Raw genomic sequence first — 13,187 nt, forward strand, 5'->3', positions numbered from 1 at the left:
CCGATGCCGGGACGCCCGCCGGGGATCATCCCGTCGGTCCGAGGGCCGGAATCGGTCAGCTCGCGGCGTCCTGCTCGCGCTGTTCGCGCTGTCGACGCTTCACATCGGCGGCGTACTCATCCACCCGCTCCTGCCCGGAGAGCTCCGCGATCGCATCCATCACCGCGTCGGTCACCCCACGCAGCACCTCCCCTTCGCTGCGGCCCGCGTGCTCGGCGGCGATCTGCGCGGCATCCAGCGGGGCCCCCACCACGGCACGGATCCGCGGGTGGCGGCGCGGGAACCAGCGTCGGCCACGCTGGGCCTCATGGGCGCCGAGCATCGCCACCGGCACGATCGGTGCCCCGGAGGCGAGGGCGAGGCGTGCCACGCCGGTCTTGCCGCGGTGCAGTCTCCCGTCGGGGCTGCGGGTTCCCTCCGGGTAGATGCCCAGCACCTTCCCCTGCGCCAGCACGTCCAGACCCGCCTGGATCGCGGAGCGTGAGGCGGTCCCACCGGAGCGGTCCACGGGCATGACGTGCAGGCCGCGCATCACCGCCGCGGCCAGACGCTTGATCGGGCCCCGGCCGGAGAAGATCTCGCCCTTGCCCAGGAAGTGCACGCTGCGGCGCACCTGCCCGGGTAGGAAAACGGTGTCGGAATAGGCCTGATGATTGGAGGCGAGGATCACCGGTCCGCTGGCCGGGATGTTCTCCTGGCCGCTGATGGTCGGGTTCCAGCACAGTCGCACCACCGTCATCACGAACGGTTTGGCGAGCTCGTACAGCACGTCGTCCTCCACGGTCTCGATCCGAGCGCCGCACAGCGGACCATCGTGCCCTCCGGCGGTGGGGATGCGACGATGGTGCCATGGCCTTCAGCGAACTGACCCGCCCCTGGCGCGCGCCGGGACACTCTACCGCGCGCGGCGGGCTGCTCCTGGTCCACGGCTTCACCTCCACCCCGCAGTCCCTGCGCCCCTGGGCGGAGGATCTCGCCGGGCGCGGCTGGGACGTGGATCTGCCGCTGCTGCCCGGCCATGGCACGACGGTGGCCGATCTCGCGTCGACGGCCTGGCAGGACTGGTATGAGGCGGCGAAACAGGCGGCTCTGGGGCTCGCCGAGCAGCATGGGCGCATTGCGGTGGCGGGCCTGTCGATGGGTGGCACCCTGACGCTGGCGCTCGGCCAGGATGAGCAGCTGCGCGAGCACATCGGCGCGCTCGTCGCGGTGAACCCGGGGATGACGCTGCCGCTCGCGGCCCGGGCGGCAGGGCTCATCGCCCCGCTCGTACCCACCCTGCCGGGCATCGGCTCGGACCTCGCACGCGACGGGGTTGCGGAGGAGACATACGCGCGGATGCCGCTGCGCGCCGTCGCGCAGCTGCGGCGCCTGTTCACCCGCACCCGCTCGCGCCTGGACCTGGTGCGCGCCCCGCTGCTGCTGGCCACATCGCGGGTGGACCACGTGGTGCCACCGCGGGACAGCGATCTGGTCGCAGCCGGGGTGCGCGGCCCCGTCGAGCGGCTGGCGCTCACGCGCAGCTACCACCTGGCGCCGCTGGACCATGACGCGCCGCTGCTGTTCGAGACCACAGCTCGTTTTCTGGACCAGCACCTCATCACTGTGGAACACCGACGATGACCACCCGGGAGCCCACACCGCCCGGCGCCGACGACGGCCGGGACGTCGACGCCGAGTTCGCCCGCATGCTCGAGGGCGAGGGCCTCGCACTGCGTCCCGGGCAGGCCCCGCGGGAGCCCGCCGCCCCGCCGCATCCCGGCGATGACGATGAGCTGTGGGAGTGGAGCGCCGAAACCCCCGACCAGCCACCGGATCTCGAAGCTCGGGCACGGGCGCGGGCCGCGCACCCCTCCGCCGGGACTCCGGTGGGGCCGATGGGCACCGCGGGAATCCGCGGCGGAGCAGGCCCGCGCGAGCTCGACGATGACGAGGTGCTCTACGGGGACTTCGAGCCCCCGGATCCGGACCTGCCCCCACCGTCCTCCGGGGCGCTGTGGGCATGGACGGCCCTGCTGGGCGGGATCCTGCTGCTCGTGCTCGCCACCGTCACGCCAGCGCTGCCCCGCGGTCTCGGGCTGCTCGGCGGCGCTGCGGCGATCGGCGGGGTGATCGCCCTGTTGGCCCGGGCACCGCGCACCCCACGGCAGGATGGAGATGACGGCGCCCAGCTCTGAGCTGACCGCCGACCGTGCGCTGATGGGCTGCTTCGCCCTGGTCAGACGCCGTGCGCTCGCCAGCCGTCGGAGCCGGGTCAGCGGGCGAGGTCGGCGGCTCCGACGATTCCGGCGCGGTTGCCCATCCGGGCGAGCACGAACGGGGCGAGCTCCCGCTGCGCAGCTGCGGTGATGGTGCGGGCGTAGGCGGCACGCGCCGGATCCAGCAGCAGATCCCCCGCGGCGGCGACCCCGCCACCCACCACGATCATGTCCGGATCCAGCAGCGTGGCGATCGAGGAGAGTCCCCGACCCAACCAGTCGCCGAGCTCTGCGATGAGCTCCACCGCGCCCGGATCCCCCTGCTGGGCAAGGCGCGTGATCAGCGGCCCGTCGACCTCCTTGCGGCTGCCGCCGGCGGCCTGCACGAGCGGCCCCATGAGCGGGTCTCCCGCACTGGCTCGGCGCTTGGCGGTGCGCACCAGCGCGGTGCCGGCCGTGTACTGCTCGAGGCAGCCGCGGCGACCGCAGCCGCACCACTGCCCATCGGGCACCGCCGTCATATGCGCGATCTCCCCGGCGAAGCCCCAGCGTCCGCGCACCAGCTGTCCGTCCATCACGAGGGCGCCGCCGAGGCCCGTCCCGACGGTGACCATGAGCATGTGCTCGGCCTCGCGGGCGGCACCGAAGCGGTACTCGGCCCAGCCCGCGGCATTGGCGTCGTTCTCGACCACCACCGGCAGACCTGTGAGCTGCTCGAGCTCATCGGCCAGGGGATGACCGCGCCAGGCGAGGTTGGCGGAGAAGGTCACGGTGCGACGGTCGGAGCTGACGAAGCCCGCCGCCCCCACGCCCACGCCCACCACGTCGTGGTCGCCGCGCAGCTCAGCGACGGCCTCCGCGCAGGCGGCTTCGATCAGCGCCGCATCGGTCGCCGGGGTGCTGCGCGTGGTCGCGGCGATGATCTCGCCGTCCTCATCCACGACTCCCGCCGCGATCTTCGTGCCGCCGATATCCACGCCGATGGAGAGCATGCTGTTCCTGTTCCTGGGGGCTGCTGTGGGGTCCGGGTCCCGAGACTCGCGCCACGGTGGCGGGGTGCATCCGACCGCTCGCGGGCACGGACCCGGGGCACCATGGTAGAGGCCCCTGACGTACGATGTTCGGGACCCCACCAGCGCTTCCGGGCCGGTGCTCGGCCTACCGCCCGATGCTCACCACCGGATCGAAGGAGATTCGATGAAACAGTCCAGCACCCCTTCGCAGCACGAGAGCCGCCCCGAGGAGAACATCACCGATCTCCTCCTGGAGCGGCTGCGCACGAGCCCCTCGGTGCCCGTGTTCGAGCTGAGCCGGGGCGAGGGCACCTACATCCCGCTCAGCGGCGCCGATTTCCTCACCCAGGTCAAGCAGGTGGCCAAAGGCCTGATCGCGTCCGGGGTGGACAGCGGTGACGTGGTCGCGATCCTCTCGCGCACCCGCTACGAATGGTCGCTCGTGGACTGGGCGGTGTGGTGGGCCGGCGGCGTCGGCGTGCCGATCTACGAGACCTCCTCCCCCAGCCAGATCCAGTGGATCGCCTCGGACTCCGGGGCCCGCTTCGCCGTGGTCGAGACGGCCCGGCATCGCGAGGACATGGAATCCGTGCGCGGAGAGGTCCCCACCCTGGAGCGCATCGGCGTGCTGGAGGAAGGGATCATCGAGGAGCTGACCCGGCGCGGCGAGTCCATCAGCGATGAGGAGCTCGAGCAGCGCCGCACCTCCCGTCGTATGGAGGACCTGGCCACGATCATCTACACCTCCGGCACCACAGGCCGTCCCAAGGGCGCCGAGCTCACCCATGCCAACTTCGTGGACACCACCCGCAGTGCCGTGACGCTGCTGGGGGAGGCCGTGCTCCCGCCCGGCTCGCGTCTGCTGATGTTCCTGCCGATGGCGCATGTGTTCGCCCGGCTGATCATGGTGGTGGCCGTCGCCTGGCCGGTGACCACCGCCTTCACTCCGGACACGAAGAATCTGCTGCCGGATCTGGCGGCCTTCAAGCCGACGTTCCTGCTGGCGGTGCCGCGAGTGTTCGAGAAGGTCTACAACGGCGCCGAGGCCAAGGCCATCGCCGGGGGGCGCGGCAAGATCTTCGCCAGCGCCGCGCAGACCGCGATCGACTACTCCCGCGCGCTGTCCGAAGGGAAGGTGCCGCTGGGCCTGAAGCTCAAGCACGCCGCCTTCGACAAGCTCGTCTACGGCAAGCTGCGCGAAGCCATGGGCGGGAAGGTCTCCTCGGCCATCTCCGGCGGTGCCCCGCTGGGCGCGCGACTGGCCCACTTCTTCCGCGGCATCGGGGTGACGGTGCTGGAGGGCTACGGCCTGACCGAGACCACCGCGCCGGTGAGCGTGAACCTGCCCTGGGATGTGCGCCCGGGCACCGTCGGCCCGCCCCTGCCGGGCTCCACCATCGCGATCGACGAGAACGGTGAGATCCTCGTCAAGGGCGTGATGGTCTTCCGCGGTTACCACAACAACCCCGAGGCCACGGCGGAGTCGCTGCAGAATGGCTGGTTCCGCACCGGCGACCTCGGCTCGCTGGACGAGCACGGGAACCTCTCGATCACCGGTCGTTCCAAGGAGGTCATCGTCACCGCCGGCGGCAAGAACATCTCGCCCGCTCAACTCGAGGACCAGTTGCGCTCCCACCCGCTGGTCAGCCAGTGCATCGTCATCGGTGATCAGAAGCCCTTCGTCTCGGCGATCCTCACGCTGGATGAGGAGATGCTGGGCACGTGGCTGTCCAACAATGATCTGCCCTCCATGTCTGTCGCCGAGGCCGCTCGCGATGAGCGGATTCGCGCCGAGCTGCAGACCGCGGTTGACGCGGCCAACACCTCCGTCTCCCGTGCGGAGTCCATCCGCGTCTTCGAGGTGATCGACACCGATTTCACCGAGGAGAACGGCTACCTCACGCCGTCGATGAAGCTCAAGCGCAACGTCGTGGTCAAGGACCTGGCCGAGGTGATCGACAAGATCTACTCCGGCCCCAAGCCGAAGGCCTGACCAGCGCTACAGCATCGGCGCTTGGCCCGCCTAGCGGCACCGCCGTAGCGCGGCCACCGCGCCGCACGCTGTGCTGCGTCTCGCGGCCCCGACCTGCCTCCCCCAGGGATGTCGGGGCCGCGGCGTACCGTGGCAGCATGCCCGCCGCCCCGTCCCGTCGTCAGCTGAGCTTCGCGGATCTGGGCACCCCGCTGGACGAAGCGACGCTCGTCGTGGTGGATCTGGAGACCACCGGCACCGATCCCACGAGCGATGCGATCACCGAGATCGGCGCGGTCAAGGTGCGCGGCGGCGAGGTGCTCGGTGAGTTCCGCACCTTTGTGGATCCCGAGCGCCCGATCCCCGCGTACATCGCCCGGCTGACGGGCATCACCGATGCCACGGTGCGCGGGGCGCCGACGATCGCGGTGGCCCTGCCGATGTTCCTGGATTTCGCGGGCCCCGCCGCGCTCGTGGCGCACAACGCGCGCTTCGACATCGGGTTCCTCGCCGCCCACGCGGCAGCCCTGGACCTGGGCTGGACGCGGCCGACGGTGCTGGACACGCTCGCTCTGGCGCGGCGCGTGTTCCATCGTGACGAGGTGCGTGACCATCGGCTGGGGACGCTCGCCGCGCATGTCGGGGCCGCCGTGACCCCGGATCACAGGGCGCTGTCCGATGCCCGCGCCACGGTGGATGTCCTGCACGCCATCATCGGCCGATTGGGCCCGACGGGCGCGTCCACGCTCGAGGACCTCGCCGCGGCGCATCGCAAGCCCAGCGCGGTGCAGCTGCGCACGAAGCATCTGGCTGAGCACATCCCGGCCGTCCCGGGCGTGTACCGCTTCGTCGATGCCCAGGGGGATGCGCTCTATGTCGGCACCTCCCAGAATGTGCGTGCCCGGGTGCGCACCTATTTCACGGCCGCGGAGAAGCGTCGCCGGGTGCTCGACATGCTGCCGCGGGCGGAGCGGATCGACGTCATCGAATGCGCCACGGCGACGGAGGCGGCGGTGCGCGAGCTGCGGATCATTGCCGGTGAGCAGCCTCCCGCGAACCAGCAGGGGCTGAAGCCCGAGAAAGCACACTGGCTGCGGCTGGGGCGTGGGACCGAAGGTCTGCGAGCGGCACGCCTGGCCCGTGAGGAGTCCGATGGCACCGCGCAGATCGGCCCGCTCGCCTCGCATCATGACGCTCAGCCGCTGCGGGATCTGCTGTATGACGCGGTGCTGGGGCGCGGCTCTGCCCTCTCGCGCGGGGCCCTCTCGCGCGGGCCGGCCCTGCGCAGCGGTGAGCACCGCGAGAGTCTGCGTCGGGCGCTGCTCGAGGACCCGCGGGAGGTGCTCGACCATGTGGCCGCACGGATGCGCACCCACGTGCAGGCCGGACGCTACGAGGATGCGGAGCGTCTGCGGGCGCTCGCGGTGACGTACCTGCGCGCGGCCCGACGGGCCAGTCGGCTGCGGGCGCTTGCGGCGGTGCCGCTGCTGATCGCGGCGCGGCCCAGCACGGCCGCGGTGCTGGGTGGCCGCGGCTGGGAGCTGCTGGCGGTGCGGCATGGCCGCTTCTCCGGCACCACACTGGTGCCCTGGGGCACTGATCCGCTGCCGTTCGCCCGGTCTTTGGCGATGACGGGGCTGGGCGAGACGGAGCTCGCCGCGCCGCTGTGCCAGGGGTACCACCAGGAGGCAGAGATCCTACTGGGCTGGCTCGAGGCCGAGGGTGTGCGCACGGTCCTCGTGGAGGGGACCTGGCAGGTCCCCGCCCGGGCCCGCTTCACGCCCGAGCATCTCAGCGAGCGCTTTGCGCGCACGGCACCGTCCCGGGCGGTCTAGGCTCGAGGCATCGCCAGCGCGCCGTCGGCGCCCACCGGTCGCCCCAGGAGGAGCCATGATCACCGCCATCGTCTCGATCGACGTCGACCCCCACCGCATCCCGGAGGTCGCGCAGGCCATCGTGGACATCGACGGAGTGGATCACGTGTACTCGGTTACGGGGGATGTGGACCTCATCGCGGTGGTGCGGGTGCGCAACCATGAGGATCTCGCCGACGTGATCGCCGGTCAGCTGTCGAAGATCGAGGGCGTGCTGGAGACCACCACCAACATCGCCTTCAAGACGTACTCCAGCCGGGATCTGGACGCCGCTTTCGACCTCGGCCTGGACAGCTGATCCGGCCCCACCGCTGATCCTGACCCACCGCTGAGAGCGCCTGCGAGCGCGCTGGTGCAGGCGCAGCGGAGAACCGAGCGCCCGCGCGCTCACCGGCCTGCGCCGTGCTCCTGCTGCGATAGCTCCGCCCACCGGGTCACGAGCACGGTCGGACGCCCGGAGTCCAGCGCCTCCTGGGCCTCGGCATAGGCGGCGGCCAGCCGCTCGTCAAACCCATCGGCCGCGTCCTGGCCGATCCCGTCGAAGGCCACCATGCCCGCGGCGGCGTTCAGCAGCACCGCATCCCGGATGGGTCCCATCCGGCCCTCCGACTCCCCCGCGAAGAGATCCCGGGCCACCTGGGCGTTCTCCTCCGCGGTGCCGCCGCGCAGCGCATCGTGACCGCTGCGCGGGATACCCAGCAGCGCCGCGGGATCCAGCACGTGCTCACGCACCTGCCCTCCCCGGACCTCCCAGACATCGCTCGGCGCCGTGACCGTCAGCTCATCCAGCCCGTCCTGACCGCGGAACACGAGCGCGCTGGTGTCGCGGGCGGCGAACACTCCCGCGACCACGGGGGCGAGGGCCACATCCGCCACGCCGACGGCGCTCGCGCGCGGCCGCGCGGGATTGGTGATCGGGCCCAGGATGTTCATCACAGTCGGGATCCCCAGGCCCTTGCGGGCGTCGGCGGCGAAGCGCATCGAAGGATGGAACACCTGCGCGAACAGGAAGGTCATCCCGATTTCCCCGATCAGCCGCTCCACGGTGGGAACTGGGAGGTCCAGGCGCACCCCGAGCGCTTCGAGCACATCGGCCGAGCCGGAGCGGGAGGTGGAGGCGCGATTGCCGTGCTTGACCACGGTCCGGCCGGTCGAGGCGATCACCACCGAGGCCATGGTGGAGATGTTCACGGTCTGGGCGAGATCACCCCCGGTGCCGACGATGTCCACTGCCTCGCGCGGCGCCTCCACCGTGCGGGCGTGCCCCACCATCGCATCGGCGAGGGCCTCGAGCTCCCCGCTGGTCACACCCTTGGACTGGAGGGCCACCAGGAATCCGGCCAGCTGCACGGGGTTCGCGTTCCCGGACATGACCTCGTCCATCGCCCAGCTGGCCTGCGCGGGCTCCAGGTCCTGCCCGCGGACGAGCCGCGACGTGATCTGGGGCCAGGTGGGGGTGTTCTCGCTCATGCCTCGATGATGTCACCTCCGGGCCCACGGCCGGGGCGCCGACCACGCTGCGGATCACAGAACGGTCACAGCGGCCCGAAGGTCCGCCACCAGCGCGTATCGATTGCGTGTCCGGGTTCATGACACTGCGTCAGGCGAGCTATGCTGGCCGGGTCCGCCCGGGGCGCAGGCCCCGCGCTGTGCTCGGCCGTCGTGGGCCGACACCGCGAATCTGACGACACGACATAATGGTGACGTGACTACAGCGACCCTGCCTGAGCGCACAGCGCCCGCCGCCCCGGCGGTCGGCCGCCCCAACCCCACGCAGATCGGCACGCTCGTCTGGCTCGCGAGCGAAGTGATGTTCTTCGGCGGCCTGTTCGCGATGCTCTTCACGATCCGCTCGATGTCGCCGGACACGTTCTCCGCCGGCCAGGGGAACTTCACCCATGGCTTCGCGCTGCTGAACACCTCGATCCTGGTGGCGTCCTCCTTCACCTGCCAGATGGGCGTGTACATCGCCGAAGGCCGCTTCCCCTGGGGCAAGCCCTTCACGCCCCGCAAGCGCCGCACCGGCTCGATCTTCAACATCGCCGGCTGGGGCATGGTCGAGTGGTACGTGCTCACCTTCATCATGGGCTCCGTGTTCGTGGCCGGTCAGGCCTTCGAGTACGCCGAGCTCGTCCACCACGGTGTGACGATGTCGTCCTCGCCCTTCGGCTCGATCTTCTACCTCTCCACCGGCTTCCACGGCCTGCACGTGCTGGGCGGTCTGATCGCCTTCCTCATGGTGCTGCTGCGCGCCTGGGCCGCCGAGAAGTTCACCACCCACGAGAAGGTCTCCGCGATCTGCGTGTCCTACTACTGGCACTTCGTGGACGTGGTGTGGATCGTGCTGTTCTTCGTGGTCTACCTCCTGGACCCGATCCTCACCCTCGTCAACTCCAACCACGTGGTGCCGGTCGAGTTCGTGTGGTCGATCTTCTGACCCGCCCCGGCAGGGCCGCTCGCCCGGCTCTCCCTTCCGCTCCCCGATCCGCCCGCCCTGACCGCCCCCTCCACGAATCGAGGTCCGAACCGTGAAGGCTCTCGCCGCACGTCGCCACCATCCGATGGCGCTTCTCGTGATCCTGCTGCTCGCGCTCGTCGCGACCGGCGGGCTGTACGCGGCCCTCCAGCCCAGTACCGCACAGGCCGAGGCCTACACGCAGGATGACATCGACGCCGGCCAGCAGCTGTTCCTGGCCAACTGCGCCACCTGTCACGGCCGCAACGCCGAGGGCCTGACGGATCTCGAGGGCGAGACCCTCGGCCCCTCGCTGATCGGCGTGGGCGCCGCCGCCGTGGATTTCCAGGTGGGCACCGGCCGCATGCCGATGCAGGCCTCCGGGCCGCAGGCCGCCCGCAAGCCTCCGCAGATGACCGAGGAGCAGACCCGCCAGCTCGCCGCTTACGTGGCGTCGCTGGGCCCGGGCCCCGCGGTCCCCGCTGACGAGTACCTCGACGCCTCCCAGGGCGATCCCACCAGGGGCGGCGAGATCTTCCGCATCAACTGCGCCATGTGCCACAACGCCGCTGGGGCGGGCGGCGCGCTGACCCGCGGCAAGTACGCCCCGCCGGTGGTCGGCGTGGACCCCAAGCACGTCTACGAGGCGATGGAGACCGGCCCGCAGAACATGCCCGTGTTCTCCGACTCGAACCTCTCCGCCGAGGACAAGCGCGACGTCATCGCCTACCTCGAGGCGATCGATGAGACCGGCTCGCCGGGCGGCATCTCCCTGGGCTCCCTGGGCCCGGTCACCGAAGGCCTGTACGCCTGGACGATCATCCTGACCCTGCTCCTCAGCTGCGCTGTGTGGCTGGGGGCGAAGGCCAAGTGAGCACGAACATGAACACCTCCCCTTCCTCCTCTCCCGCCTCCTCCGGGCGCGTGTCCGCGCTCGCCCCCAAGGAGGGCGGTGGCTTCCCCAACCCGGGTCTGCCCCCGCATCAGCACCGCCAGGCGGACGTCTCGAAGTCCGCAGAGAAGCGCGCCGAGCGCGTCGTGGCCGGAATGTTCCTGCTGTCGGTCATCGGCACCGTGGTCTTCATCGGCGCGTACTTCCTGGTCTCTCCCTACGGTGAGGGCACCACGAACCTCTTCGCCGAGCCCGGCACCCCGCAGGCTCTGTGGTGGTCGAACCTCGTGACCGGTCTGGGCTTCGCAGTCGCCGTCTTCTTCATCGGCGCCGCGGCGATCCACTGGGCCAAGACCCTCATGCCCGATGAGGAGATGGTCGAGGAGCGGCACGACATCCGCAGCTCCGATGAGACCCGCGACATCGCCGCCGGCATCATCACCGATGGGCTGCAGGAGTCCGGCATCGGCCGTCGCCCCCTGATCGTGACCTCGATGGTCGCGGCCCTGGCCGCGCTGCCGGTTGCGGTGCTAGCGCCGCTGTCCACCCTGGGTCCGCTGCCGGGCAACAAGCTGCACCACACGTACTGGGGCCACAACCCCGGTCAGCGCCTGGCCCGTGACCACGACGGCACCCCCATCAAGCTGTCCGACGTCGCGATGAACTCGATCTTCCACGTCATGCCCGAGGGCCTGACCCACGACACCGAGCACTACCTCGAAGAACGCGCCAAGGCCGCGGCGGTGATCGTCCGCTTCGACCCGGCCCTGGGCAAGAACGACGAGTCCATGGCAATGGGCGTAGAGGGCGTGCTGGCCTTCTCGAAGATCTGCACCCACGTGGGCTGCCCGGTGGCGCTGTACGAGCAGCAGACGCATCACATGCTCTGCCCTTGCCACCAGTCCACCTTCGACGTGACCGACGGTGCCAAGGTCATCTTCGGCCCCGCCCACCGTCCCCTTCCCCAGCTGCCGATCGAGGTCGATGACGAGGGCTACCTCATCGCCCCCGGCGACTTCACCGAGCCGATCGGTCCCAGCTTCTGGGACATCCACAAGGACAAGTGATCCCCATGACGACCACGACTCCCTCCTCCTCCCGCAATTCCTCCGAGGAGCAGCCTTCGCGGGTGATGAAGCTCGGCGCGGTGGGCGGCGACTGGCTCGACCAGCGCCTGGCCGGCGGCGGTTTCGTCCGCTTCATCGCCCGGAAGATCTTCCCCGACCACTGGTCGTTCATGTTCGGCGAGGTGGCGCTGTACAGCTTCGTCATCCTGCTGATCTCCGGCACGTTCCTGACCATGTTCTTCGACCCCTCCATGGAGGAGGTCGTATATGAGGGCCCGTACGTCCCGCTGCAGGGCGCCGCGGTATCCCGCGCCTTCGAATCCACGATGGAGATCTCCTTCGAGGTCAAGGGCGGTCTGCTGTTCCGGCAGATGCACCACTGGTCGGCGCTGGTGTTCATGGTCGCGATCTTCGTGCACATGTTCCGCGTGTTCTTCACCGGCGCGTTCCGCAAGCCCCGTGAGCTGAACTGGCTGGTGGGCTTCGCGCTGATGGTCCTTGGCATGGTGGCGGGCTTCTCCGGCTACTCCCTGCCCGATGACGTGCTCTCCGGTAACGGTCTGCGCGTGGTCGACGGGCTCATGAAGTCCATCCCGATCGTCGGCGCCTACCTCTCGATGCTGCTGTTCGGCGGCGAGTTCCCGGGCACCGACATCATCCCGCGCCTGTTCACGATCCATATCCTGCTGGTGCCCGCGATGATCCTGGGCCTGATCGGCATCCACATGGTGCTGCTCGTGCTGCACAAGCACACCCAGTACCCCGGCCCGGGCCGCACGCAGCGCAACGTCGTCGGCTTCCCGGTGTTCCCGGTGTACGCCGCGAAGGCCGGTGGTTTCTTCTTCCTGGTGTTCGGTGTGATCACCCTGATCTCCGCCACCACGTCGATCAACGCCATGTGGATCTACGGCCCCTACGATCCCTCTCCCGTCTCGGCGGGCTCGCAGCCGGACTGGTACATGCTGTGGACCGATGGTGGCCTGCGTCTCATCCCGGGCTGGGAGTTCACGATCTTCGGCTATCCGATCTCGCTGAACATGCTGATCCCGATGGCCGTGTATGGCGCACTGCTCGGGTTCCTGGCGCTATACCCCTTCATCGAGGCGTGGGTGACCGGTGATGACCGTGAGCACCACCTGAACGATCTGCCGTACAACGCGCCGGTCCGCACCGGACTCGGCGTCGCCTGGATCATGATCTACCTGATCCTCGCGCTCGCAGCGACCAACGACCTCATCGCTATCGCGCTGGATCTGTCGATCAACGACCTCACGTGGGCGTTCCGCATCGGAATCTTCGTGGTGCCGCCGCTGGCGTTCTTCATCACTAAGCGGCTGTGCCTGTCCATCCAGCGGCATAAGCGCGAACAGGCCCTGCACGGCCTGGAGTCCTCGCGGGTTGTGCGCACCGAGACCGGTGACATGATCGAGATCCACACTCCGCTGTCCGAGTACGACCGCTGGGTTCTGGTGCAGCATGACGACTACCGTCCGCTGAAGGCCGGTAAGGGCGTCTCCTCCCTGCGGGCCAAGGCCACGAGCTTCTTCTTCAAGGACCGCATCGAGCCGGTCACCCCCGCGGAGCTGCGCGAGGCTCTTGAGCATGCCGGTCATGAGAAGCACATGATCGATCAGCTCACCGGCGGTGACTACCGCACGCCGATGGAGAAGGCGAGCCACTGAGCGGCTCTGAGCCCCAGCAGACGAGCGCGGGCCC

General features: G+C 69.9%; 12 protein-coding genes. 9 read left to right on the plus strand and 3 right to left on the minus strand.

Annotation, left to right across the window (positions count from 1 at the left end; genetic code table 11):
• Positions 1-55 precede the first annotated feature (55 nt).
• The gene (locus tag MU407_RS03015; RefSeq protein ID WP_233190671.1) at positions 56-781 is read right to left on the minus strand and encodes a lysophospholipid acyltransferase family protein; all 726 of its coding nucleotides are present in this window, start codon (positions 779-781) and stop codon (positions 56-58) included.
• A 68-nt stretch (positions 782-849) separates the two neighbouring features.
• On the opposite strand from MU407_RS03015, the gene MU407_RS03020 reads away from it, so the two are divergent.
• Positions 850-1,623 (plus strand): alpha/beta fold hydrolase, encoded by a 774-nt coding sequence (locus MU407_RS03020; RefSeq protein WP_246955190.1) that lies wholly within the window; start codon positions 850-852, stop codon positions 1,621-1,623.
• The gene (locus MU407_RS03025; protein ID WP_246955193.1) at positions 1,620-2,177 is read left to right on the plus strand and encodes a hypothetical protein; all 558 of its coding nucleotides are present in this window, start codon (positions 1,620-1,622) and stop codon (positions 2,175-2,177) included. Before MU407_RS03020 ends, MU407_RS03025 begins: the two co-directional genes overlap by 4 nt.
• A 77-nt stretch (positions 2,178-2,254) precedes the next feature.
• Here the strand turns inward: MU407_RS03025 and MU407_RS03030 are convergent, their stop codons facing one another.
• Entirely contained in the window at positions 2,255-3,190 is a 936-nt protein-coding gene (locus MU407_RS03030; protein WP_246955196.1) for an ROK family glucokinase, read from the minus strand.
• A gap of 205 nt (positions 3,191-3,395) precedes the next feature.
• Between MU407_RS03030 and MU407_RS03035 the strand changes: the two genes are divergently transcribed.
• The 3 genes from MU407_RS03035 to MU407_RS03045 all read left to right on the plus strand — a co-directional run bounded on the left by MU407_RS03035 (position 3,396) and on the right by MU407_RS03045 (position 7,355).
• Positions 3,396-5,204, plus strand: coding sequence for an AMP-dependent synthetase/ligase (locus MU407_RS03035; RefSeq protein WP_102235850.1), 1,809 nt, complete (start codon positions 3,396-3,398; stop codon positions 5,202-5,204).
• Between the two features lie 137 nt (positions 5,205-5,341).
• Positions 5,342-7,018, plus strand: coding sequence for a DEDD exonuclease domain-containing protein (locus MU407_RS03040; protein ID WP_246955199.1), 1,677 nt, complete (start codon positions 5,342-5,344; stop codon positions 7,016-7,018).
• Positions 7,019-7,073: 55 nt separating this feature from the next.
• Positions 7,074-7,355 (plus strand): Lrp/AsnC ligand binding domain-containing protein, encoded by a 282-nt coding sequence (locus MU407_RS03045; protein WP_102235848.1) that lies wholly within the window; start codon positions 7,074-7,076, stop codon positions 7,353-7,355.
• A gap of 89 nt (positions 7,356-7,444) precedes the next feature.
• On the opposite strand, the gene trpD is transcribed toward MU407_RS03045, so the two are convergent.
• Positions 7,445-8,527, minus strand: coding sequence for an anthranilate phosphoribosyltransferase (gene trpD / locus MU407_RS03050; protein WP_246955202.1), 1,083 nt, complete (start codon positions 8,525-8,527; stop codon positions 7,445-7,447).
• A 235-nt stretch (positions 8,528-8,762) separates the two neighbouring features.
• Between trpD and MU407_RS03055 the strand changes: the two genes are divergently transcribed.
• The 4 genes from MU407_RS03055 (at position 8,763) to MU407_RS03070 (ending at position 13,153) form a co-directional block, all read left to right on the plus strand.
• A complete protein-coding gene (locus MU407_RS03055; protein WP_102235846.1) occupies positions 8,763-9,494 on the plus strand; it encodes a heme-copper oxidase subunit III in 732 nt (243 codons plus the stop codon).
• A 91-nt stretch (positions 9,495-9,585) separates the two neighbouring features.
• Positions 9,586-10,386 carry a c-type cytochrome gene (locus tag MU407_RS03060; RefSeq protein ID WP_246955205.1) on the plus strand — a complete coding sequence of 267 codons (801 nt, stop codon included), beginning with the start codon at positions 9,586-9,588 and terminating at the stop codon, positions 10,384-10,386.
• Between the two features lie 8 nt (positions 10,387-10,394).
• Positions 10,395-11,471: a Rieske 2Fe-2S domain-containing protein gene (locus MU407_RS03065; RefSeq protein WP_246955208.1), complete on the plus strand. Its 1,077-nt coding sequence runs from the start codon at positions 10,395-10,397 to the stop codon at positions 11,469-11,471.
• Positions 11,472-11,476: 5 nt separating this feature from the next.
• Positions 11,477-13,153 carry a cytochrome bc complex cytochrome b subunit gene (locus MU407_RS03070; protein ID WP_246955211.1) on the plus strand — a complete coding sequence of 559 codons (1,677 nt, stop codon included), beginning with the start codon at positions 11,477-11,479 and terminating at the stop codon, positions 13,151-13,153.
• The last annotated feature ends 34 nt before the right edge of the window (positions 13,154-13,187 follow it).

The sequence above is a fragment of the Brachybacterium sp. Marseille-Q7125 genome (assembly GCF_023062615.1).
GTDB lineage: Bacteria > Actinomycetota > Actinomycetes > Actinomycetales > Dermabacteraceae > Brachybacterium.